This is a genomic window from Spirosoma rhododendri (assembly GCF_012849055.1).
GTDB classification, from domain to species: Bacteria; Bacteroidota; Bacteroidia; order Cytophagales; family Spirosomataceae; genus Spirosoma; species Spirosoma rhododendri.
The window spans coordinates 3,437,884-3,462,079 of record NZ_CP051677.1; the positions used below are offsets into that span (position 1 = coordinate 3,437,884).

Consider the following 24,196-nt stretch of genomic DNA (forward strand, 5'->3'; position numbering starts at 1 on the left):
TAGCTCGGCAAGGCCGTCGCGGATAGCTGCCTGAATCCATTAATCGAGTCGGATGAGGATGTTGCTTCTTGTATAGCCAGCGTAACAGCGCATTCATTTCCGGAGGCTACTGTTATCGAACCAGTACAATCAGTGAATCAATCCGTCATCTGGAAAATCGAACTGTTGCCCCCCGGCTGATCCTGGCAGCTAGCTACAAGCGGCACAATACTTCTCCGGGATATGAATTAGAGGCTTTTACGGGGCATCCACTCGTTCTGGGCCGTCCTGTGCTGCTGCTGGAGTACGGCGGCAACACGACTGAAGTGAGCCAGTATTATCAGCAGGGCATTGCAGCCTACCACACAAAGCCTGAAACGGATGGTGACTGGAAAGCTCTTTTGACCGCCATCCGTAGTTTCTGGTTCGTACAGGCTCGGTTGCTACCTCAGTAGCCAAAGCGGCAAACACCGCTACACACCGGATGACAGTGATCACCACATCGAGTATCGCACGAATACAGATTCAAGCGCTCCTTCGTCTTACAGGGTAGGGTGTGCCAGTCCATTTGTTTGTCGACAGCCATCAACAGGAAAAGCAAGATTGTCAAAAAGTGGCTTATGAGTTAATGCTGTGCGCTTCCCCGGTTAGTTTACCCGACATACTTGTTCAGTATAGACCACGCCAGCAGTACCGCAATTGCCCCGTACATAAAAGCCGCCATTGTACACTTGACCCGGCAAAAACTACCCTCTTTGGTTAACACAGCCTGGCGCGTGAAGGCAACCGTTAAGCTGACTTGTAGTAAGAAGGCCACCACTGCCATAAAAGTAGCCTGGGCCAATAACACCACTGACATAAGGACGAAGACGTTTATGAGCGGTTAACCTATTTCAGGCACATAGGGGCAGGAAACAGAATGAATTTATCGTAAAATTTATGTACTGCGTACAGCTTAGTACGGTATTCTTGGTGGTGCCAATTTTTCAAACCCATATTGCCTGCCAGCAACAGTTTGCTTCGGTGTCATCTACCCGATCTTTTAGCTCTGCGGACTAACCACGTCGCTGTTGGCTAGTTTCGGCGCATTCGGGCGCATGAGGTAACGTCGAACGGGTACGTCGATGTAAGTCAGTACCAGATAGGCCAGTACGATGATTCCGGTTGCGGCCAACGGGACGACAATACGTAACTGATCCGGGGTTGGCTTTTCAGCCTCTACATAACTCAAAAAGATCCACAAAAACGGGTAGTGTATTACGTAAAGCGGATACGACAGATCCCCCAGTTTTTTACACATGCTGCTCCAGAACGTGCTCGTCGTTGTAGCGGCTCCCAGGGCGATCAGAAACGGGCAATAAAATTCTTGCTGTAGTCAGGGACCACAAATTCCATGAAATGGAAAATAAGCACACTGATAGCGGCAACCCCGCGCAATCCATCGAGTACTTGAAAATGAGGTTTGGTCGCCAATCGGGTCGGCGCATAGCTTGTACTAATCATCAGGTTGTTTTGGTCTGCGTAGTAGCGTAGTGCACCGTTCTCATGCACGTTTTTTTGAGCTTGTATTCACGAAACAGGGTCACAAGCGAATACCGGTCTATCCCGTCTTGGGTGACCAGCAACAGACATGTGTGCGAATAGTCCGCACGGATTGGGTAAACAGAAGTAAACAGGGGACTCCCCAGCCACGGGATGTGGCTGCTTTCTTAGTGACAGTGCTGACCCGGGGCGGGTCAACTTTTTGTATCAGGGGGGAGTAAGTTGGGGCATGAGTCTGTCAAGTGACAGACAAAGATTAAAAACAGATTAACAACTGGTTGTTCGCTAACCGGAAAAGAGCGGATTACTTATCTAGTGGCCTTATCGACTATGAAGACATATCATGCCTGTCTTTGGCTATCAACGTCTTTTAAAGCGCCTATTGGTTGAGGCAGTGCTACTTATGAATCAGTAATGTATCGTTTCTTCTCGCCAGGCCAGATATCGATAGACCGTTGTCCGGCTTGGATGAACGAGTTGGCAACTCTCCAGAATCGTATGGGTAGTCAGGCCATGCATGGTTTTGACAGCCACCGTCAGCAACGCTTACAAGCTTTCCACCTGTTGCTTGACCCGGTCGGCCTGTTCGAGCAGCGCCGACTGCTCCCCGGGGGACATCTTATCCCACAGCCGATACATCATCTTCACCCGGGGATTGCTTTCCAGCCGCGACCGGTGCCGGTCGTAAAAGTCCCAATACAGACTGTTGAAAGGGCACGCCCGCTCGCCGACTTTTACGTCTTTTTTGTAAAAACACGATTTGCAATACGGACTCATTCGGTTGATGTAGCTCGCCGACGACACGTAGGGTTTGGTGCCAATCACACCGCCGTCCGCAAACTGGCTCATGCCCCGTACGTTGGTGATCTCCACCCATTCGATCGCGTCGATGTAGACGCCCAGATACCAGGCATCGACCGCGTCGGGGTGCACCCCCAGCAGCAAGGCAAAATTACCCGTAATCATCAACCGGTGGATGTGGTGGGCGTAGGCATAATCCAGTGAGTGGCTCAGGGCTACGTGCAGGCAGTTCATGCGCGTTTCCCCGGTCCAGTACCAGCCGGGCAGCGCAGCCGTATGATTGAACGTGTTGAGCCCGGCAAAACCGGGCATTTTGGCCCAATACACCCCCCGCATATATTCACGCCAGCCCAGAATCTGCCGCACAAACCCCTCGATCTGGGCGTAGCTGATTCGCTCCGGGTCGGCCTGCCAGGCGGCAATAGCGGAGTTGATAACCTCGCGGGGTGAGATCAACTTGGTGTTCAGACCGAAGGACAGCCGCGCGTGAAAGAGCGACCATTCCGTAGGGTGCATCGCGTCCTGGTAGGTACCAAATCGGGCTAAACAGTCGGCATTGAAAAACGCCAGCACCTCCAGAAACTCCGCCCGCGTGACAGGCCAGATAAAGTGCGTCGGATCAAGGCGCCCCATGGTTTTTACGCCCTGTCGCTCCAGCAGCTGCACCAGCTCCGTTACATCCCGGACGAAAAGCTTGGGCGGCACAATAGTCAGATTTTTGGGTAACGGCTGGCGGTTCGCTTCATCATAGTTCCATTGGCCGGTCAAAGGCGTACCAGGGGGTTGCATCAGCACATTGTGTCGCTGACGGAGCTTCCGGTAAAAGAATTCCATGATGAACTTCTTTGCGCCATAGTGCCGCGCCAGTTCATCGCGGGTAGTGTAAAAATGTTCCGTATCCTGGACACCCGTGGGATGGGGAATTGAGGCACAAAATTCAGCGAGCTGTTGGTCTAGCCGGTACTCATCGGGCAGCAGATACTCGAAGCGGTCGATGCCGTATTCGGTTAGCAGTTGAGTCAGGTTTTGGGTCAGCGACTGGGTATTCCGGGGGTCGTCCAGGGTTCGGTAGTCAACCCGATGACCCGCTGCTCGAAGCGCATCGGCAAAGTGGCGCATGGCCAGAAAAAACGCGATCACCTTTTGTTGGTGATGCTCGGCATAGTCGGTTTCCTGCCGGAGTTCCATGAGGGTATAGATCACATCGGGATCAGGGGCGCGGAACCACGAATGGTTGCTATTTAACTGATCGCCGAGGATTAATCGAAGCGTTTTCATGGGGTTGTCATTGGGGGCGGCAGATTGACCGGATGCTGCCTGATTTAGTGGCCGTTTAGTGGGCGTCTCAAGGGTCGTAAGCAAACCAACCGTTCGTCAGGCCCACACTAGTTGTCACTAGACTGGCTGTGGACTGATTTGGTTTAGCCAGTTCCTGTAGACTGGGAGCTGGCTGGACGGGCGCTTAAAGAGGGAGGAGACAAACCTTCAGTAACCTATAGTTATGATACTCAGGTCAAATCAACTAAGTTAGCCTTAGCGGCATGCATCACTGCACATATACTACGAGAGCGTATAAACCGGCTAAAATGATAAAATTTACTACCCTGCTTTTTTTTACGATTCTGGCAATCATCACCAGGCAAGGTCCCGTGCGACTGGCATCCCCAATCCACACTACAACCAATAAAAAGGAAATTAGTACGGGCGCCGACCAGACGGAGAACTATTTACCTTATCTACGAGGAAAGCGAATTGGCCTGGTGGCCAATCAGAGTTCCAGAATCGGCCAGAAAAGCAGTGTAGATAGTCTGGTGAGCCTTGGGATCAAGATTGTAAAAGTGTTCGGCCCGGAGCACGGGTTCAGAGGCAATGCCAGTAATGGAGCAGCAGTAGGTAATGAGAACGATGCCAAAACGGGCGTTCCGATTATATCGTTATACGGCAAAAATGAGAAACCAACACCAGAACAGCTGGCCGATATCGATCTGATGGTGTTTGATATTCAGGATGTAGGCTGCCGCTACTATACCAATATCAACACGCTCGAGTATGTGATGGAAGCGTGCTCAGAAAACAACAAAGAGTTGCTCATTCTTGACCGGCCCAATCCGAATGCCTATGTCGTCGACGGGCCGGTCATGACGGATGATAAATTCAAATCAGCTATAGGAATCCACCATACGCCCATGACTCATGGTATGACCATAGGCGAGTTTGCCCGCTATTTAAACGGGGAAGGGTATCTGGAGAAGCCATGTAACATAAGGATTATAAAAGTGGCCAACTACGGTCATGCTATGGCTTATGTACTGCCCACACCGCCCTCCCCAAATCTAAACTCGCAGCAAGCGGTACTGCTTTTCCCAAGCTTATGTATGTTCGAAGGAACCGCCATCAATGAAGGCCGGGGCACGTACAGGCCATTTACTATGTTGGGAGCACCCGCTTTGAAGGGCAAGTATTCCTTCTCCTACAAACCGGTCAGTATTGCCGGCATGAGTGAGCGGCCAACTCACAGGGACTCGATCTGTTATGGTCTCGACCTTGGCAAGTATGACATAAATCAGTTGCGGAAGAGCCGTCAGATTAATTTATCCTGGGTCATTGAACTCTACAGGGCTTATCCCGACAAAGGCAATTTCTTTACTCCGGGCAGAACCAACGATGTATCAGCCTTCGATTTACGAATAGGAACGGATCAACTCAGAAAACAGCTAATTGCGGGCGTTTCTGAAGCTGATATTAGAAAAAGCTGGGAGCCTGGCTTGCAAACATTTAAGGCGATACGGGCAAAGTATCTTTTATATCCAGACTAAGTAATTAGCTTTTTCCAACCGGAGCAGGCCTACCCCAATACCTGTTTAAGGTGTTCTTGGTCAATAGTAGTTTACGGTTTGAATCTGATTCTCAAACAGTCCGTCAATCAGTGGCCGGCTCATAATCATCAGACGATCGAAACCTGCTTATTCACGAATGTTCCTCTGCCCCAAAGTGGAGCACGGTATTCTAAGAGGCACGTTTTCAGCAGCAGTTCCCGGTATAAGCTTTGCCTGTATGTATAAAGCAAACTGCTTAATGCGGGAACTGAGATTAGGGTTACAATGAGGCCAATGTGATGTGTCTGCTATCTAAGACAATATACACTCAAACGGCCATCCGTTGGTGATAACGTTGTGAAACGGGTGCCCGTCTCAAATTTCGGGCCGGACGCCGATCGCTGCTTGTGACTGACCAACCCGTTAACAGTGTTTCAATTAGAGCCATCAGCGTAGGCTGACCTTCAAGCCGGTGCATTGTTACTGACCCAAACCAGCTAACCTGTATAAGTTGGGCCGCGCGGTGGTTGGGATGGTTGGGGTAACTGACGAAAGCCTGCTTACCGTCAGGTGTTATGAAATGGACGTCTATGAACCGGGGAGCATCAACGAATGTCGGATAGACATACCGATATCGGCCAGGGGTGGGGCTAGTAGAGGATATGTTCATAACGGAATCAGGTTATATATTCATCAGACGTAATCGGAGCAAGAAGTGTGCCTTGTTGAGGTTTAGTTAAACAAGAATACGCCATTATCGTCCAAAAAATATAGTCCATATACATTCATCAACCGGGCCATGAGACTTATGCAGGCCGATTAGTCAAAATGGTAGTCTGCGGGTTAACCACTTGCTTACTAACTGTTTCTATAACCGCCCAGTTTGAGAGGCTTTAGCGGTCAAGCTTACACACATAGCCATTTGAGATGATGATCGTTTCAAGCGGCCATCCGCCCCGGTCACGAATCAACTAATCAAACATTCTTCGATAAGGCGATCAGTAAATCAGATTAACACCCGCCTGCCGGTACGCATCTGCCAGATTAGCGCTTACCTGATCGTCGGTGATTAATACATCGATCAAGCTCAGCGGGGCGAAGAACAGGTATTTATCGGTCTCCAGCTTAGACGAGTCGCAGAGCAGATAGACCCGGCTGGCCTGTCGGGCTAATGCGAGTGTCAACTGTGCTTCCTGCTCGCCATTCGCACTAAGGCCATTTGCCAGCGATATACCGTCGACACCGATAAAAGCCCGATCGGCATGGTACCGGGCGATGTGCTCACCGGCCATACTGCCATGAACCGCCTGGCGCTCCTTGTCAACTTCACCACCAATCAGATTCAGCGTTACCGACGAATTGAGCAGCTCGCTGATCACCGGTAGCGAGTTGGTAATGACCGTAATGCGTTTGTGCCGAATAAACGGGCACAGATGCGCTACCGTGCTGCCACAATCCATGAAAATAACGTCGCCGTCCTGAATCTCCTGGGCAGCCCGCTGGGCGATGGCTTCTTTGTGGGCAACGTTCATCGCCGACTTATTGGCGAACGGCACCACCATGGCGTCGCGTACACGCATCGCCCCGCCATGAGTCCGATAGATCAGCCCGGCAGCCGCTAGCTGTACCAGATCGCGTCGGACGGTCATGGCAGAGGTTTGCAGCAATTCAGCCAGTTCCGGCACCTCAACGGCCCCCCGCTCATCGACCGTTTGCAAAATAAGCTGCTTCCGCTGTTGGAAATTCATGGCAATGTTGTTGATTTGAACAAAAATAATCAAAAATAAACAGATTCGATCGTGACGACAGGCAACCGGGTAAACATCACAGAAAATAAGCTCCTCTCTGACAATTGGTACGTCCTGCGCCGATATACCTATGACTATCTGGGTCGTGATGGAAAATGGACGTCACAACAGCGGGAAGCCTACGACCGGGGCAACGGTGCGACGATTCTGCTGCACAATCCGCAAACGGGTACTGTGATCCTGACCCGGCAGTTCCGCCTGCCGACCTACGTCAACGGGAATACCTCGGGTATGCTCATCGAAGCCTGTGCCGGCCTACTCGACAACGATCATCCCGACGACGCGATCCGGCGGGAAACGGAAGAAGAGACCGGCTTTCGCATCAAGTCGGTCGAGAAAATAATGGAAGCGTATATGAGTCCGGGTTCGGTGACAGAAAAGCTGTTTTTCTATCTGGCTGAATACTCGGCGGATACCGAACGACTGCTGGGCGGTGGCGTCGACGATGAAGAGATCGATATTCTGGAAATGCCGCTAACGCAGGCTATGGCACTCGTCAGAACCGGCGACATCATGGATGGAAAAACGATCATGTTGTTGCAACACCTGTTGTTGCGCCAGTTGCAGAATTGATTTTTCAACACGGAGGCACAGAGATCACAGAAAAATAAACTCCGTGCCCTCCGTGCCTCTGTGTTGGAAAAACTGCTTACCGGCCTGATACGTTTGCGAACGAAGCTATCGGATGATGCGAACGGCAAGCGGATTATAAAGCTAGTGTGATGGGGAAAAACGAACGTGTTCGTAGATTTCTGATAGCGGTAATGACACGCCTGCTGCCCGGAGTTGAATCGTGGCGTTTGGATCAGTCTCTACCGTTTTATCCCAGCTATGTTCAGTGGTGCGAAACCACGATTCGACGCGTGGATAATTCTGTTCGACCAGCACATACTCCTGAAACGAAGGTATCTGTTCGTAGAGCAGAAACTTACCGGAGCGATCAAACGAAGCGGTGCTGCGCGATAGTACTTCGATGACCAGAAGTGGATTAACGATCAGGTCTTCCCGACCCTGCCAGAATTGCGGCTCCTCGCAGACAACCAGTGCATCGGGATAGACGCCAACGTTCTCTGATTCGATGTAAATTTTCTGATCGCTGTTGTATACGATGAACGTGCGGGGCAAGGGCCGCAATACGTATTTAAGCGAACCGATTAGGTTAGCCGCAATCTGATTGTGTCGGGCTTTGGCACCGGCCATGCGAATGATTTTGCCGTTGTAGAATTCATGCTTGTACCGCGACCGGGATTCCCGGAGCAGATAATCGTTGAGCGTGTATGTCTTCTCGGCAGTTACCATTACCAGTTGACAGGATAGCCAGGTTGTGCTACCGGCAAATTGTCTGTTGTGAAGCTACATAAAAATAAGGTTTTCAACGCGGAGGCACGGAGGGCACAAAGGTTTTTCTCTGCGTACTCCGTGCCTCCGTGTCGAAAAAAACTACTTCCCTGCTGAGATCATGTTGGCAAACAGGCGGTAGGCGCCCGGCACACCGGCGGGTAGTTCGCGGAAGAAGACCAGTCCTGTGTACATGAAATGGCCCTTGCCGTAGGTCGCGTAGAGCAGGCTGCCTTCCTTGGCGGCTTCGCCTGTGTCGTGGGCGGAGAAAATGGGTTGATAGGCTTTGTCCCAGTCCTGCGCGAAGTAGATACCGCGCTCCTGAATCCAGCCGTTGAAGTCGGCTTCGGTGATTTTGTTGGGCTTATTTAGCAACGGGTGGTTGGGGTCGATAAACGTCATCTTAGCATCTTCTTCCGTTACCCGTTCACGGCTGATACTGAACGGGTAGGGGCCAAGCTGCGGCAGGGCTGGTTCGCTGCGAAGAAAGCCGCTCGGGGGCGTTACGTACTGCACGATCATCGTCCCGCCGTTCTTCACGTACTCCATCAGGCGAGGCTGGTAGCGGGTCAGCCAATCGTCGGTGTTGTAGGCGCGAACCCCCGTGATAATGGCATCGTAGGCCGACAGGTCACGGCCGAGATCCGCAGCGCCGAGCACGGTAACGCGGCACCCCATCTGCTGCAAAGCGGCCGGTACTTCATCGCCCGCACCGACAATGTAGCCGATGTTTTTGGCCGTCACCGTCACGTTCAGCTTCACCAGTTTGGCTTCGGCGGGCGGAAACAACGTCTGCGTCGGGATGTGTTTGTAAGCAATCACCCGCAGACCACTCGAAAACGTACCGTCGCCAGTGGTCGTCTGCGCCTGAAGCTGCCCGTTCTGCGCGTTGGTGAGGGGCGTCAGCTGGAACGACAGGCGTTGCTCATCGCCTTTGGTTTTGATGTCGAAGGGTAGCGAGGCTGGTTCGATGCGCCAGCCCGCCGGCGCGGTCAGCTTGAGTGTGCCCGATACGTTGGCCCGTCCGGCGATCAGCACGACTTCGGCCGTTTTGGGGCTGTTGTCGGCGAAGGTGAATACGCGCTCAGTCAGATTCGCCATCACGTCCGGCTGGATGATAAACGGCCGGTACACTTCGCCATCGACCGGGTCGGCCGATTTGTAGACGACCGGGCGGGTGTAGACGAATCGCTGCCCGGCAATGTCGACGGTGAACTGCGTTGTGAGGGCGGGCGGGTTTTCGGGCAGACCGATCAACTGCTGATTGTCGACCTGGAACAAGCCTTTGTCGATGGGTTTAACCAGCCAGTACGGTTGCGAAATGGGCATCGCTTTTGGAATCACCAGCCGCGTCGACAGGATGGCCTGATCGTTGGGCTTCAACACCAGATTGAGCGTGCTGTCTTTGACGATGGCGGCATTGCCTTGCATAGCAGAGCCAGCCGCGTAGCGAACGTTAACGAGGGTTACCGGCACATCCGCCCGGCTGATGACGTTGGTATTCAGCGTGACGGTTTCGCCGGGCGTGGCCACGTAAGTAGTCGGGTTGGTTTCGAGCCACAGGCCCAGGCATTGCTGAATCAGGTTCTGCACGTCCTGCCGTTTGCTGCGCACGTACAGATTCGTCGTGTCGAGTTTACCGATGGCCTGATACAGCTTTACCAGGGCGGGTACCGAAGCGGCAGGCTGCGCGGGTTGGTAGCTGCTGATAACCTGATTGACCATCGTTTGTACCGGGCCGCTGTTGGGAACCCGTTTCCAGGTCAGGTCGACACCGTCAAACGGGTCTTTCTCGGCGGGGTCGCCCCCTTTTAGCAGCAGGTAGTCCATACGGGCGCTGCGGGACGCCGGTACGCCAAAGCCCTGACTCTTGTGCTGACTCCGGCTTTCGGCGGCAATCTCCCCGTACGACCGGCCCAGCAGCGGGTTATACAGCCCCGTTTCGATACCGATCAGGTTGCCCGCTTCATCGGGGCGTTTGGTGCTTTGAAACGCGTTCGGAATAAACACGTTCCACATAATGCGCTTCGCCTGCCACGGTTTTACGTAGGCCAGTTGCTCGGGAAATTTGGTTGGGTCGCCCGCCTGCTTGAAGGCTTCTTCGGCCAGAAAACCCGACGCACTGTGGTGGCCGTGACCGGCGCGGGGGTCGGGTGGGAAGCGGGTAATGATGACGTCGGGTTGCCGCTGCCGGATCATCCAGACCACGTCGGCCAGCACTTTATCCTGCCCCCACGTCCGCACGGCTTCGTTCGTCGATTTGGAAAAGCCGAAGTCGTACGCCCGGCTGAAATATTGGTCGGGTCCGTCGACGCGCCGGGCGGCAAGTAGCTCCTGCGTACGGATAACACCGATATTCTCGCCCTGCTCCGCACCAATCAGGTTTTGCCCCCCGTCGCCCCGCGTCAGCGACAGATACGCTGTTCTAACGAGCCGGTCTTTCGCCATGTACGCCAGCAGCAGCGTGTTTTCATCGTCGGGGTGGGCGGCCACGTACAGCACCGAACCCAGCACATTCAGCTTCTTCAGATCCGACAGGATTTCGCCCGGCGGCTTCTGCCGGACGGAGCCGTAGGGTACTTGAGCAATCGTGGAGAAAGTGGCAAAAAACGCGAAAACAGCGACAAAAAGGCGGGTAGTACGACGCACAGCGGGGCGAATTTTTGGGGTCAGCAACTCAACAAAGATAGCCGATGCCATCAATTGACGCCACGAATTTCGTGATGGGCCTTTTTTCCTCACAAAAACGAAAAATATACCCAAAAAAGTCAATAATAACTGGGCTGTGTACCATGATGTGGAGGGCGAGATTCTATATTTGTGCGTAGTCCTTTCAGTTCATTCCTAGACTTAATCGCATGAATTACAGTATCTATTTAGTGCCTGTGCTGGGCCTTGTGGGCCTGTTGGTGATGTTCACCAAATTTATGTGGGTATCGAAGCAAACTGCTGGCGACGACCGTATGCAGGAAATTGCCGGGTATATCGCTGATGGGGCTATTGCCTTTCTCAAAGCCGAATGGCGGGTACTGACGTACTTCGGCATTATCGTCGCCATTGTGCTGGCGTACATGGGTAGCCTGGTTCCTAATTCCAGCTACGTCATCGGTTTATCGTTTCTACTGGGCGCGTTCCTGTCGGCCCTGGCGGGCTACATCGGTATGAACATCGCGACGAAGGCCAACGTCCGCACGGCACACGCGGCCCGTACCAGTCTGACCCGCGCGCTGGAGGTGTCGTTTACCGGTGGCTCGGTGATGGGTATCGGTGTGGCGGGTATTGCGGTGCTGGGCCTCGGTAGTTTGTTCATCGTGCTGTACAATCTATACGTGGGTGCCAACGGCGACGTGAATGGCCTGCCTATGGAAAAGGCGCTCGAAGTGCTGGCCGGCTTCTCGCTCGGGGCCGAGTCGATTGCGCTGTTTGCGCGGGTCGGGGGCGGTATCTACACCAAGGCGGCCGACGTTGGGGCCGATCTGGTGGGTAAGGTTGAAGCGGGGATTCCCGAAGACGATCCCCGTAACCCCGCGACCATCGCCGACAACGTAGGTGACAACGTGGGCGACGTAGCCGGGATGGGGGCCGATTTGTTTGGCTCCTACGTGGCGACCATTCTGGCCACGATGGTGCTGGGCCGCGAAATTCGCATCCCCGCAGCCGAGAACATCACCGGCCACGCACCGATCGTGTTGCCGATGGTTATCGCCGGGCTGGGCCTGATTTTTTCCATCATCGCCACGTATTTCGTACGGGTCAAAGATGATAATGGTAACGTGCAGGGGGCCTTGAATCTCGGGAACTGGGCGTCGATTGGTATGACCCTGGTTGCGTCGTACTTTCTGGTCAATGCGTACCTGCCTGCCGGTGCCATGGAAATTCGCGGCATCGTATTTACACGCATGGATGTGTTCTACGCCATCGTCACGGGGCTGGTTGTGGGTACGCTGATGTCAATCATCACGGAATATTACACCGCTATGGGTCGTCGGCCCGTGCTGTCGATTATCCGGCAGTCGGCGACGGGAGCGGCTACGAACATCATCGGCGGTCTGTCGGTCGGGATGGAATCGACGGTGCTGCCGATTCTGGTGCTGGCGGCTGGTATTTTCACGTCATACCATTTCGCGGGGCTGTACGGTGTGGCCATTTCGGCCGCGGGCATGATGGCTACGACCGCTATGCAATTGGCTATCGACGCCTTCGGACCCATTGCCGACAACGCTGGTGGGATTGCCGAAATGAGTTATCTGCCCGAAGAAGTACGGGGCCGAACCGATATTCTGGATGCGGTGGGCAACACCACGGCCGCTACCGGAAAAGGCTTCGCCATCGCGTCGGCCGCGCTAACGGCACTGGCCCTGTTTGCCGCGTTTGTGGGTATCTCGGGCATTTCGTCCATCGACATTTACAAGGCCGATGTGCTGTCGGGTTTGTTTGTGGGGGCCATGATTCCGTTTATTTTCTCCTCGCTGGCGATTGCCGCCGTGGGCCGGGCCGCTATGAGTATGGTGGAAGAAGTTCGGCGGCAGTTTCGCGAGATTCCGGGCATTATGGAAGGAACGGGTAAGCCCGAATACGAGAAGTGCGTGGCTATTTCGACGCAGGCGTCTATCCGTGAAATGGTGCTGCCGGGGGCAATAGCCTTGTCCGTGCCGGTGATCGTAGGGTTCATTTTCGGCCCTGAAGTGCTGGGCGGTCTGTTGGCGGGGGTTACCGTGTCGGGTGTGCTGATGGGCATTTTTATGAACAATGCCGGTGGCGCCTGGGACAACGCCAAAAAGTCGTTCGAGAAAGGGGTGCTCATCAATGGCGAAACGTTCTACAAAAAGTCGGAGCCGCACAAGGCGTCGGTGACGGGCGATACCGTCGGCGATCCGTTCAAGGACACGTCTGGTCCGTCGATGAATATCCTGATCAAACTGATGTCGATCGTGTCGCTGGTGATTGCGCCTTACATCGCCATCCAACCATCGCAGCAGCCGGGCTTTGAGCGCCGGGGCGAAGAAGCCGCCGGTACGAGCGTCCCCCTCGATAAGTCGACGGCCGCTGATAATCAGGAAGTCAGCACACCCAACAGCAACGGTGGACCGACAGATTTGGGTGAGTTTCGCCCTGAAAAATTGACGAGCGGGGTTGAGCTGAACATTCCCGACAAGGGTATCGAGCGCAAACTACTGGCGTTTATCCGCAGTGATCTGGCCGTTAGTAAAGGACTCTGGTACGATTTCGACCGGCTGACTTTCGATCTGAATAAAGCAACACTCCAGGCCAGTTCGCAGGAGCAGCTGAAAAATGTGGCCGAGATTCTGAAAGCATACCCGGCGGTGAACATCAAGCTGGGCGGCTATACCGACAACACGGGCAGCAAGGCCCTCAACCTGAAACTCTCGGAGGAGCGGGCCAACTCGGTACGAGCCGAACTGGAGAAGATGGGGATCGACAAAAGCCGATTGGCGGCTGAAGGCTATGGCGATGCATACCCCGTGGCGACCAATGACACGGAGGAGGGCCGCGCTAAAAACAGGCGCATCTCGATCCGCGTGACGAAAAAGTAAGGAGGCTGCAATTCCGAACAACCGCTTGCGAGTTGTTTAGGGGAAGCATTATCTGTGTCTAAGAACAACCGCTTATAGCAACGTCCGAAAGCAGCGCATCTGGCTGATTTCGGACGTTTTTATTGATGTCAGGGTGGTAAGCAAAGTCATCAGTTGACTGTACGGATACAGGCTCTTTGTATTCGTTAACATACTTATTATCAGCATTGGTATATACAATATTTATAATTTGTGAACAAGGGTGTAAATAGGTTCTATTTTTGTTATATATATTAGTAGATTCGGGGCTAGCTCGCAGGTTATTCGCCAGCTTATCAGTAGTCCGGCGTAGTGTCTGACTGACTACAAGCACAGCCTGCACTACTGACTGATCGCTCAATGAGGTATGGAAAATATTGACCTGCTTAAACGACGACTTGATCGGGAGCAAAGAGCCCGGCAACAGGCCGAGCGCGTGCTGGAGGATAAAGCGTGGGAATTACACACCGCCAACCAGCAGCTTAAATTTCTGAATGAAAATCTGGCTCAGCAGGTCGAGCAGGGCATTGCCGAACTGAAAGAGAAAGACGCCCGGTTCCGCGAACTGATCGATTCCGTACAGGATATTATTTACCGTATTTCGCCCGAGGGGTTCTTCACGTTCATGAACCCCATGATCGAAGTCAAACTTGGGTATACGGCCAGTGAAATTATCGGGCAGCACTTTATCCGGCTGATTCGCCCTGACTTCCGCACGCTTGTTATCAACTTTTACCAGCAAATGCTGGCTGATGGTCAGGATAGCTCGTACGTCGAATTTCCGGTGCTGACGAAGGCCGGGCAGACCGTCTGGATTGGGCAGACGGTACGGCGGCTGGATGGTGAAACCGGTACCGAACTGGTGGCCGTCGCCCGCGACATCACCAGCGAGCGCGAGATACGGGAAGCCCTGCGGGCGACGCAGAATCGCCTGGCCAGCCTGATTATCAATCTGCAAAAAGGGGTGTTGGTTGAAGACGGCGAAGGCCGGATTACTCTGGTCAACCAGTTGTTTTGCGACCTCTTTAGCATTCCCCTGACACCGGAGGATCTGCTGGATATGGATTCCGCCCTGATTGTCAGCCGGATGAAGCATCATTTTGTTGACGCTGACCAGTTTGAACAGAATACCAGACAGATTCAGGCTAATCAGCAGATGGTGCTCGACCAGACCCTGTACCAAACCAACGGGCGGGTGCTGGAACGTGATTTTATTCCCATCGTGGAGGAAGGGCGTTATGAGGGGCACCTCTGGAAATACGGCGACGTGACCGAGCAGCACCTGTCGCGCGAGGCTACCCGCAAAAACGAAGAAAAGTACCGGGGTATTCTGAATACCATGGATATTGGGCTGATTGAGCTGAATCGTGACCGAACCATACAGCGCGCCTACGACCGGTTTTGCACCATGACGGGCTACACCGAAGCCCAGCTCATCGGCCGCCCCATCGACGAGTTAATCGTGTCGAACGAAAACGGTGAGTCGGAGCCGCCGACTAGTGTGCTGCATGCTGGCGAACAGCAGATGATTCGCCGGGACGACCAGCGAATCTGGGTGATTGTGAGCGAGGTGCCGCAGCTGAGCGAAAACAGCGAGATTATCGGTACCATCGCTGTGTATTACGACATTACGCAGCGTAAACTGCTGGAGCAGGAGCTCGGAAAGGCGCAGGAAATCGCCGAAGAAGCGCGACAGGCCGAAAAGCAGTTTCTGGCCAATATGAGCCACGAAATCCGTACGCCACTCAACGCCATCATCGGTATGGCGCACCTGCTGTTCGACACCCGCCCCACCCGGCAGCAGCTGGAGTACCTCGAAATTCTGAAAACGTCGTCGGACTTCCTCTACAGCCTGATCTCCGACCTGCTCGATATGGCCAAGATCGAAGCCGGCCGAATTGATGTGCACAAACAGCCGTTCGACCTGGTTGGGTTGCTGCGCACCATTCAGCGGGTGTTTCAGATTAAGCTGGAGCAACGACCCATTGACCTTGAGCTGATGGTCGACGCGCAGATCGGGGGCAACTACGTCGGCGATGAACTGCTGCTCAATCAGATTCTGCTGAACCTGATCGGGAATGCGGAGAAGTTTACCGAAGAAGGGCACATCGACATAGGTGTTCGGCTGAAGAAGGAAGAAAACGACGTTTCGTGGGTCGAGTTTTCGGTGCAGGACACGGGCATTGGTATTCCTGCCGAAAAGATTGACCTGATTTTTCAAAAATTTAAGCAGGTAAATGCCAACGGCCACAAGCAGAAAGGAACCGGACTGGGGCTGGCTATAACGCACCAACTGGTTGAATTACAGGGGGGGACGATCGCCGTTGTCAGTACGGAAGGGCAGGGGACAACCTTCACTGTCACGCTGCCTTTTCAACGGTCGGATGTGGCCCCGATCGTTTATCCACGTCAGATACAGCCCGTACCAACCGACCTGACCGACTGTCGCCTGCTGGTTGCGGAAGACAACATCATGAATCAGAAGTACATCAGCAGTCTGCTCGACAAATGGGCTATTTCGTTTGTGATCGCGTCGGATGGCAAGCGGGCGGTGGAAATGGCGCAGCAGCAGCACTTCGACCTGATTCTGATGGATATTCAGATGCCGGTGATGGATGGATACGAAGCCACGATTACCATCCGTAACACGCAGAATATCAACCAGCAAACGCCCATTGTCGCGCTGACGGCCTCGGCCATGACCGACCAGAAAGCCAAAGCCAGCCGGGTGGGCATGACCGATTTTATCACGAAACCCTTCTCCCCCAATAATCTGTTGGAAGCCATTCAACGACATACACACACCAACGCAAAAGCGACCGCTGACGAGGTGCTGCCGCCGGTAGCGGCCGAGCTGGACCAGCACCGACTCGATGAAATATACGGGTCCGATCGGTCGTACGCGGCCGATATGTTCGAGGTGTTTCTATCTGACGTGCTGCCGGAGTTTACTCATATTCAGGATCTTATTCTCGAAAAAGACTGGCCATCCCTCGGCAGGCTGGCCCATAAACTCAAACCGACGCTGGGTATGGTCGGATTGACAACATTGGAGAAGAAATTGCATAGTATTGAAAAACAGGCCAACGATGCTCCGGACCAGCATGAACTCCAGACCCAGTGGACCAGCGTGCAGGCTGAACTGGACCGGAGTGTCCCTATCGTAAAGCAGGAATTAGCCAGACTAAGTGTATGAAGCAACGGTGTATCATTGTCGACGACGAAATTATGGCGCGTAAGTCGCTTCAGCGTTTGTGCGAGCAGCATGAGTCGCTGGAACTGCTGAACGTGTTTGAAAATGCGGAAGCGGCACTGGAATATCTGACAACGGAAGCCGTCGATCTGATCTGGCTCGACGTGGAAATGCCGGGGCTATCGGGCTTTGGTCTGCTGGAGAACCTGACGGCTATGCCACAGGTGGTTATGACGACGACGAAGACTGAATATGCGTTCAACGCCTTTCAGTACCAGGTTACCGACTACCTGCAAAAGCCCATCACGATGCCACGCTTCAAACTGGCGGTCGAGAAAGTGCTTGAACTGGCCAGTAAGAAAACAAGCGCGTCGCCTGAGCGGCAGGAGATCTACATCAAAACCGAAGGCCGTTACATCCGGCTGCCCTACACTGACATTCTGTACGTCGAAAACGTGGGTGATTATGTGAAGATCAACACAAAAACGCAGTCGCATGTGGTGCATACGACGATGAAGTACCTGGAAGAAAAATTAGGGAGTGCGTTTCTGCGCGTTCACCGGTCATTCATCGTCCACCTCGACCGGATCGTGGATATTGAGGAAAACAATCTGGTGATTGCCAACAAGGTTATACCCATCAGCCGGGCCAACAAGCCTGAGCTGATGAACCGCTTAAACATGCTGTAAATCAACGGAGTATTTGCAAAAGGGGCGGCCAGCAACTCAGTTGCTGGCCGCCCCTTTTTGGTACGTGCTGTGGTGCCTGCGCTTACGCAGCCCGGCGACTGAAGCGCAGCAGTGTCTGAAATAATTCGTCGGAATTGAAGGGCTTGGTTATGAACGAGTTCATACCCGCAGCATAGGCATTGGCCTGATCGGTTGGGGTAGCCGAAGCGGTCAGGGCTACGATAGGAATCTGGTCATCGAGCTGTCGAATCGCCCGCGTGGCACTCAGTCCGTCCATCACCGGCATCTGCATATCCATCAGAATCAGGTCGAAGTGGCCGGTTCTGTATTTGTCGAGCGCAATCTGCCCATTCTCCGCCACCTCAACTACGACCTGCCACCGCTCCAGAAACCGGCTGGCAATCCGCACGTTGATCGGATAATCCTCAACCATCAGCACCCGCATTCCCGACAGCGTTTGCGGGTTAGGCTGAATATGAGTCAGGTGGGGCCGCTGAACGGCAAAGGTCGGTATGGCAAACGAGAGAACTAACCCCCGGCCGGCCGGCCGGTCGACCTGTATCGAACTGCCGCACAGATTGAGCAGCCGCTGACTGACAAACATGGCGAGTCCCAGACCATTGGCCGGCTGCGCCAGCATCGACTCGCCACGCATGGCCGGGCTGGTCAGCATCGCGTACTGATCGGGGTCTTCGCTGGGAATATCGACAGAAAAGGTAATTGATGATTCATCGGCCGGGCTGTGCTGCATACCCACCCGGATGCTGATGACGCCATTACGAACAAAGGTGATGGCGTTCATCAGTACGTTGTTAAGAATCTGATTAAGCCGGACCGGGTCGCACTGTACATCGGCTGGTACCGCGTCGTCGACAGATAAAGTAATACTGACGTCTGTACCCTGCACCTTGTGCTGATTCACAACGAGCAATGTATCAAGCAACTGCCGAATAGGGTGCGGCACCATGTGCAGATTAAGCTGCCCAACGGTGATGCTGCGGTAATCCAGAATATTGCTGATGGCAAGCTGTATTGCATTGACTGACACCCGCAGGGTTTGGAAATGATCCTGCCAGGCGGGGGGGATGGGTTCCTGCTGCATCAGGTCCAGCACGCCTACGATACCATTCAGGGGGGTGCGTGTCTCGTGGTTAGCAATCGACAGAAAGACTGCTTCTGCCTCGGCTGCCGCTGTTGCCGGGGCCGGAGTAGCCAGCGGAGAATAGCACGACTTGTTTACTTCCTCGAGGAACCGGTTCAGATCAGGCTGCTTCAGATAGTCGGAGGGCAGGTGCCGACTGATTTGTTGCTGAAGTAACGGATGTAAACGGTCGTTCATAACGCAAGGTATAGGGGAAGGCAGTGATGCGGTAACCGGGCGCTGGAGCAACGAAAATGGATCGTCACTACGCCATTTGTTGGTGACAAAATTCCCGCCTTTTGCCGGTGTAGACAGGAAAATTCGATGAATGGCGTGTTTGGGGCGATTTTAGGTAATAGGTGCGGCTGGCATAGCCCATCCAGAGTGGTTGATCGGCTAAGTAGTCGGTGTGGGTTCACCATACGAGATGCCGGGTAAGGGCAGTACCAATCCGTTTGTACACAAAAAAACGCCGTTAGTCATCGTGATCTGGCACCGCAGACCGGGCCCCGTTATATTCGGCCATACTTTCCTCTTTTTTACAAAAACGCTGGTTTCTGGATGTGGCTAACCACACCCAGACGCGTTACTTCGCAGACAACAGCAAGGGCTAGCCCTTGTCGGCTATGAAATAGGTACATTGAGTACGTAGTCAGGAAATGCCCGGTATCGGCTATCGATCACCGGGCATTTTGCTGAGTAGTATTTACAGAAAAGCGCGTTGTAGTAAATGGTAACTAATGGTTACAAATTAGGTAAGATATTATAAATCAATTGGTTAAAAGACGTCTTCTTCATTGTTCGTTACAATTTATATAGTACTAATTCTGAAATTACTCATCTGAATTTAATCAGCCTTTAAAGCCGATTTAAGACGCCAACTGCATTTTTGCCGCCAGCCGCTATACAAAGTAACCAGACAGTAGAGACGGATCGGATTTTTTGCGGTGGCCCTATGAAGATATTATTGATTGTACACGACCCCGCTTACCGGGCCTTTCTGCAAGCCATGCTGGACCGGTCCGCGTATCGGGTCGATATAGCCAGTACGGGCCGAACCGGTATTGCGTCGGCCCTGCATGCTCGTTACGATATGCTGTTGCTGGGCGCCGAGTTGCCCGACCTGAATGCGTTTGAACTGGTACAGCGGCTCCGTCAGGAAGGCGACATCACGCCCGTACTGATGCTGTCGACGCTGGCATCGTCGGCCGATAAAGCGCGTGGCCTCTACGCCGGTGCTGATGACTACATGGAGTGGCCCAGCGCGGACTCAGACAATGCGAACTCACCCAGCGCGGATTTGCCCAGCGTGGACAAAGTCGATGTTAACGGCGAATTCACCACACCAGGCGAATCCAACGAGCTGCTGGCGCGGATTTATGCCCTGCATCGTCGGCGGATCGGTGGGTTACACGCCCCCACCATTATCAGTGTAGCAAATCTGGAACTTAACGTCGCGGAGAAGGTGGCTTACCGGGCCAGCAAACGAATTCGATTGACGGCCCGTGAATTTCAACTACTTTCGTTCCTGGTTGAAAACGCAGGCCGTGTCGTCACGAAGACGCAGATTTTAGAGAAAGTATGGGATTCCAGCAAGGACGTACGAACAAACAAGGTAGAAGTATACATCAACTTTTTACGCAAGAAAATCGACCACGGTTTCGACCAGAAACTGATTCAGACAACGATGGGGGTAGGGTATCAGCTCAGCGCTACCGTCTGATAAGCACCTGGTTGTGCGGATTTCTGCTGCTGCTGACGAGTGCTGCACAGGCGCAGCAGGACAACAATAATAATTACCTCGATTCGCTCAAAAACTGGAGTCTCCACTATCAGTTTACGACCATCGTTCAGGGGCATGCGGGCTTTCACGGGGGCGGTTACGATGGCCGCAACACACTTAGTCAGGAAACCGACACGGCTTTATCCGTCACCACAACGCTCTTCATCGGGCGTCGGCTCTGGCGTGGGGCCGGGCTATACCTCAACCCGGAAATTGCCGGTGGGCGTGGCGTTGGGCATCGCAATAGTCAGTCGCCCTACGACGAAAGTTTGTATGCACCGGCCGTCGGTATCGCCGGTTTCCCGAACGGCGAAACGTTCCGCATCGGTAGTGCCCGACCTGCCCTCTACATCGCCCGTTTCTATCTGGAACAGATTTTTTCGATTGGAAACAGCGATGAGCAGGAAGTTGAATCGGGAACAAATCAGGTGAAGGGCGCGGTGCCAGCGTCGCGCGTTGTGCTGACCGCCGGTAAATTTTCCGTTGCCGATATGTTCGATAACAACCGCTACGCCCATGACCCCCGTTCGCAGTTTCTCAACTGGTCGTTGATGAGCCTGGGAGCCTGGGATTATCCGGCCAATACGCGGGGCTACACCTGGGGGCTGGCCGTCGAGTACATCCGCCCGACTTACGCCATCCGGGCAGCGGCCAATCTGATGCCTAAAACCGCCAATGGCAACGTGCTCGACTGGAACATTACCCGGACGGGCGCGCTGACGATTGAGCTGGAAAAACAGTATACGCTGCTGCGTCGGCCCGGCACGGTGCGGGTACTTGGCTTTCGCAATGTGACCAAAGCACCCGCCTACGCCGTCGCAACCCGGCTGCTGGAACAAACCGGCTCGGTAGGCGACCCGCCGTATATCCTGACCGGCGATCAGTACGGGGGCGTCAAGTACGGCGTTGGGCTGAATCTGGAGCAGCCGCTGGGCGAAACGGGCGGTGTATTTGCCCGCCTGAGCTGGAACGATGGCCGGACGGCTACCTGGGCCTTTACCGAGATCGATCGGAGCCTGACCGTGGGCGGACTGATTGGTGGTCGGCAGTGGCACCGGCCCAACGACGGTATCGGCCTGTCGGTGGCTGTCAACGGGATCTCGCCCGACCACCGCGCGTTTCTCAATGCGGGTGGGTACGGGTTCATGCTGGGCGACGGCAGCCTGCCCAATTACGGCACCGAAAACAGCCTGGAAGCGTACTATAGCGCCCGGGTTGCACGCACGCTGTACCTGACCGCTGATTACCAGTTTGTGCAGAACCCCGGCTACAATGCCGACCGTGGCCCGGTGCATCTGTTCGCGCTGCGCACACACGTGGAGTTTTAAAACGAACGACACTTCAGCACGTTTTCCGCGTAAATAGGGGCGATAACCGATTCGCCCCTTTTCTGGTTTTGTTCACATGATGCTGTTATTGACCTGGCTGACGCTGCTTCCGCCGGTCGCTCCTGTTTATCCCGCCCGTTCGACCCGCATTTGTGCGGACGTTACCGCTGTGTCGTTGCCGGTCAGCGCGGTATTGGTAGATACGACTGGTTCGGATACCACCCGACGAATACGACCGTACCTGGCCCCTGCGTTTAACCTCGACTTCCGCGATTCATTTCTGGAAAAGCAGCACGTAAATGTCTGGGGTGTCAACGCTGGTATCGAGTTTGGCCTAAAAAAACACCAGCTTACCCTCGGCTACTACTGGATCAGCTACGCGACGTATCTGAAACTGATCGACTGGCGACGCGATGCCGCCCGGCGCATCAATCTGGGCTATTACACGCGCACCGATATGTGGTATCTGAGCTTGCTCTACTGGTGGAACCTGACCAATAACCGACGGTGGATGGTTAGTGTACCGGTGGAGTTGGGTGGGGGAGTGGCCTACGCGCTGCCCCGCGATTTGCGGAAGGATCAACCCATCGACCGGACCCGACGTGACTTTTTCGTACCCGCGCAGGCGGGTGCCTACGCCCAGTGGAAAGCAACGCGCTGGGTCGGACTGAGCGTACAGATCGGCTACCGGATATCGGTGTTTCAGACGGCCATTGACCAGAACTTCAACGGATCGTACTACAGCGTCGGGGCTACGATTTATCCGGCGCTGGCGACCGATATCTGGCGGTTTATTCGGCACAAAGACCGAATTTCGCCCGTTCACCCGCCCCGGCCCCGTACTGAAACGACGAGTAAACCGGCCCCGGCTCACGAGTAGTTCGCGGTAAAACGATGCCAACGTCTTCACCACCTCAGCCCCGCCTGACCCGGCATCAGGTCATCATGCTGGTTCTGTCGATCTACGTGGTGCTGGCGCTGCTGGTGCGCGAACTGATCACTATTGCGCCACCTACCCAGCAGTTGCTCGACCGGATCGACACCGTAATCTGCCTGTACTTCCTGTACGACTTCGGGCTGCGGCTTTGGCAGGCACCCGACAAATGGCGGTTTATGCGTTGGGCCTGGATCGATTTGCTGGCCAGTATTCCGGCGGTGGGCTGGCTGCGGCTGGGTCAACTGGTGCGTATCGTACGGATTCTGCGGATGGTACGCACGTTCCGCGCCGTCCGCGATTACCTGACGTTTCGTTTCCGGCACCGCGCCAACGGAACCCTCGCCATTGTGCTGCTCAGTTCGATACTGCTCATGTTCTGCGGAGCCATTGCCATGCTGTACATCGAACGGGTACCCGACGCCAATATCAAAACCTTCGGCGATGCCCTCTGGTGGGCCTTCGTCACGATCACGACGGTTGGCTACGGCGACCGCTATCCGGTAACGAATGCCGGGCGGCTGGTAGCGGCTGTGCTGATGGTGGCCGGGGTTGGGCTGTTCGGTACGTTCACCGGATTTATCGCCAATTTCTTTGTTGGTGAAGAGCAGCAGCAGAACGAAGACGACCTGAAACTGCTGATTAGAGAGGTGCGGCAGCTGCGCGAAAAAATTGAACAGCTGGAACAACGGCAAACCAACGCAGCTACCCCAGTCGACAAAGCGCCATCGGACGGTGCCGGGAGTTAGTTTAGCGCTTGAAGAATCGGTCTGTCAGCCCGGTAAAATAGGGGCGTTGCTTCGTATCGTACCGCAGCACGTTGTAGTCTGAGCAGGTCATGTACAGAATCGTTGAATCACGTCCCGGATTCAATGGTACGACGTAACTCACGCAGGAGCCCACCGAAAAATCCTGTACCACCGCCCGCTTACCGTACCGCAGAATGGTGCCCGGTTTCCCCTGACTGGTAGCCTGCATCGTAACATCGACGGTGTCATTGGCTACGCTGACCAGCGTTACCGTTACCGAATCGCCCTGAACAGGTAGGGTAGAATAGCTATGCCGGTTTACGTAGGTGCCTGCTATGGCCGGTGCGGGGGCGGGTAGTGTCAGTAGGTTTTCGCGCGAGCAGGAGAGGCCGGCGGTCAGCATAAGCAGCAGACAAAGTGATCTGAATGTCAGTAGCGTACGGTTCATAATGTCCATTTTCACTAGAACGTACCGATGCCGGTTCTCCGGTGAAAACCGCCTGAAAATTGAGCAGACGGTTT

The 24,196-nt window shown here is 54.2% G+C and carries 17 protein-coding genes; 10 read left to right on the top strand and 7 right to left on the bottom strand.

What is annotated here, in order from left to right; genetic code table 11:
* Positions 1–269: 269 nt before the first annotated feature.
* A complete protein-coding gene (locus tag HH216_RS14170; protein WP_169551389.1) occupies positions 270–434 on the top strand; it encodes a hypothetical protein in 165 nt (54 codons plus the stop codon).
* 587 nt (positions 435–1,021) lie between these two features.
* On the opposite strand, the gene HH216_RS14175 is transcribed toward HH216_RS14170, so the two are convergent.
* A complete protein-coding gene (locus HH216_RS14175) occupies positions 1,022–1,222 on the bottom strand; it encodes a hypothetical protein (protein ID WP_169551390.1) in 201 nt (66 codons plus the stop codon).
* Between the two features lie 845 nt (positions 1,223–2,067).
* Positions 2,068–3,600 (bottom strand): cryptochrome/photolyase family protein, encoded by a 1,533-nt coding sequence (locus HH216_RS14180; RefSeq protein WP_169551391.1) that lies wholly within the window; start codon positions 3,598–3,600, stop codon positions 2,068–2,070.
* Between the two features lie 308 nt (positions 3,601–3,908).
* On the opposite strand from HH216_RS14180, the gene HH216_RS14185 reads away from it, so the two are divergent.
* Positions 3,909–5,138 (top strand): exo-beta-N-acetylmuramidase NamZ family protein, encoded by a 1,230-nt coding sequence (locus HH216_RS14185; protein ID WP_169551392.1) that lies wholly within the window; start codon positions 3,909–3,911, stop codon positions 5,136–5,138.
* Between the two features lie 998 nt (positions 5,139–6,136).
* Here the strand turns inward: HH216_RS14185 and HH216_RS14190 are convergent.
* Complete coding sequence (locus HH216_RS14190) at positions 6,137–6,886, bottom strand: DeoR/GlpR family DNA-binding transcription regulator (RefSeq protein WP_169551393.1); 750 nt, start codon at positions 6,884–6,886, stop codon at positions 6,137–6,139.
* 51 nt (positions 6,887–6,937) lie between these two features.
* Here HH216_RS14190 and nudK point away from each other — a divergent pair, with 51 nt between their 5' ends.
* A complete protein-coding gene (gene nudK / locus HH216_RS14195) occupies positions 6,938–7,519 on the top strand; it encodes a GDP-mannose pyrophosphatase NudK (protein WP_169551394.1) in 582 nt (193 codons plus the stop codon).
* 141 nt (positions 7,520–7,660) lie between these two features.
* Here the strand turns inward: nudK and HH216_RS14200 are convergent, their stop codons facing one another.
* Both HH216_RS14200 and HH216_RS14205 read right to left on the bottom strand, forming a co-directional pair.
* Positions 7,661–8,245 carry a Uma2 family endonuclease gene (locus tag HH216_RS14200; protein ID WP_169551395.1) on the bottom strand — a complete coding sequence of 195 codons (585 nt, stop codon included), beginning with the start codon at positions 8,243–8,245 and terminating at the stop codon, positions 7,661–7,663.
* Positions 8,246–8,386: 141 nt separating this feature from the next.
* A complete protein-coding gene (locus HH216_RS14205) occupies positions 8,387–10,984 on the bottom strand; it encodes a PIG-L family deacetylase (protein WP_169551396.1) in 2,598 nt (865 codons plus the stop codon).
* Positions 10,985–11,142: 158 nt separating this feature from the next.
* On the opposite strand from HH216_RS14205, the gene HH216_RS14210 reads away from it, so the two are divergent.
* From HH216_RS14210 to HH216_RS14220, 3 genes are all read left to right on the top strand, one after another.
* Positions 11,143–13,839 carry a sodium-translocating pyrophosphatase gene (locus tag HH216_RS14210; RefSeq protein ID WP_169551397.1) on the top strand — a complete coding sequence of 899 codons (2,697 nt, stop codon included), beginning with the start codon at positions 11,143–11,145 and terminating at the stop codon, positions 13,837–13,839.
* 385 nt (positions 13,840–14,224) lie between these two features.
* Positions 14,225–17,053 carry a PAS domain-containing hybrid sensor histidine kinase/response regulator gene (locus HH216_RS14215; protein ID WP_169551398.1) on the top strand — a complete coding sequence of 943 codons (2,829 nt, stop codon included), beginning with the start codon at positions 14,225–14,227 and terminating at the stop codon, positions 17,051–17,053.
* On the top strand, positions 17,050–17,739 hold the full coding sequence (locus HH216_RS14220) for a LytR/AlgR family response regulator transcription factor (protein WP_169551399.1): 690 nt from the start codon (positions 17,050–17,052) through the stop codon (positions 17,737–17,739). Before HH216_RS14215 ends, HH216_RS14220 begins: the two co-directional genes overlap by 4 nt.
* An 82-nt stretch (positions 17,740–17,821) precedes the next feature.
* Here HH216_RS14220 and HH216_RS14225 read toward each other — a convergent pair whose 3' ends face one another.
* The gene (locus tag HH216_RS14225) at positions 17,822–19,078 is read right to left on the bottom strand and encodes a response regulator (RefSeq protein WP_169551400.1); all 1,257 of its coding nucleotides are present in this window, start codon (positions 19,076–19,078) and stop codon (positions 17,822–17,824) included.
* Positions 19,079–19,835: 757 nt separating this feature from the next.
* Here HH216_RS14225 and HH216_RS14230 point away from each other — a divergent pair.
* The 4 genes from HH216_RS14230 (at position 19,836) to HH216_RS14245 (ending at position 23,674) form a co-directional block, all read left to right on the top strand.
* Complete coding sequence (locus tag HH216_RS14230) at positions 19,836–20,603, top strand: response regulator transcription factor (protein ID WP_169551401.1); 768 nt, start codon at positions 19,836–19,838, stop codon at positions 20,601–20,603.
* Positions 20,604–20,614: 11 nt separating this feature from the next.
* Complete coding sequence (locus tag HH216_RS14235; RefSeq protein WP_169551402.1) at positions 20,615–21,991, top strand: carbohydrate porin; 1,377 nt, start codon at positions 20,615–20,617, stop codon at positions 21,989–21,991.
* 76 nt (positions 21,992–22,067) lie between these two features.
* Complete coding sequence (locus tag HH216_RS14240) at positions 22,068–22,871, top strand: hypothetical protein (RefSeq protein WP_254448434.1); 804 nt, start codon at positions 22,068–22,070, stop codon at positions 22,869–22,871.
* A 14-nt stretch (positions 22,872–22,885) separates the two neighbouring features.
* Positions 22,886–23,674, top strand: a complete 789-nt coding sequence (locus HH216_RS14245; protein ID WP_169551403.1) for an ion transporter — start codon at positions 22,886–22,888, stop codon at positions 23,672–23,674.
* Position 23,675: 1 nt separating this feature from the next.
* Here the strand turns inward: HH216_RS14245 and HH216_RS14250 are convergent, their stop codons facing one another.
* Positions 23,676–24,122 (bottom strand): hypothetical protein, encoded by a 447-nt coding sequence (locus HH216_RS14250; protein WP_169551404.1) that lies wholly within the window; start codon positions 24,120–24,122, stop codon positions 23,676–23,678.
* Between the last annotated feature and the right edge of the window lie 74 nt (positions 24,123–24,196).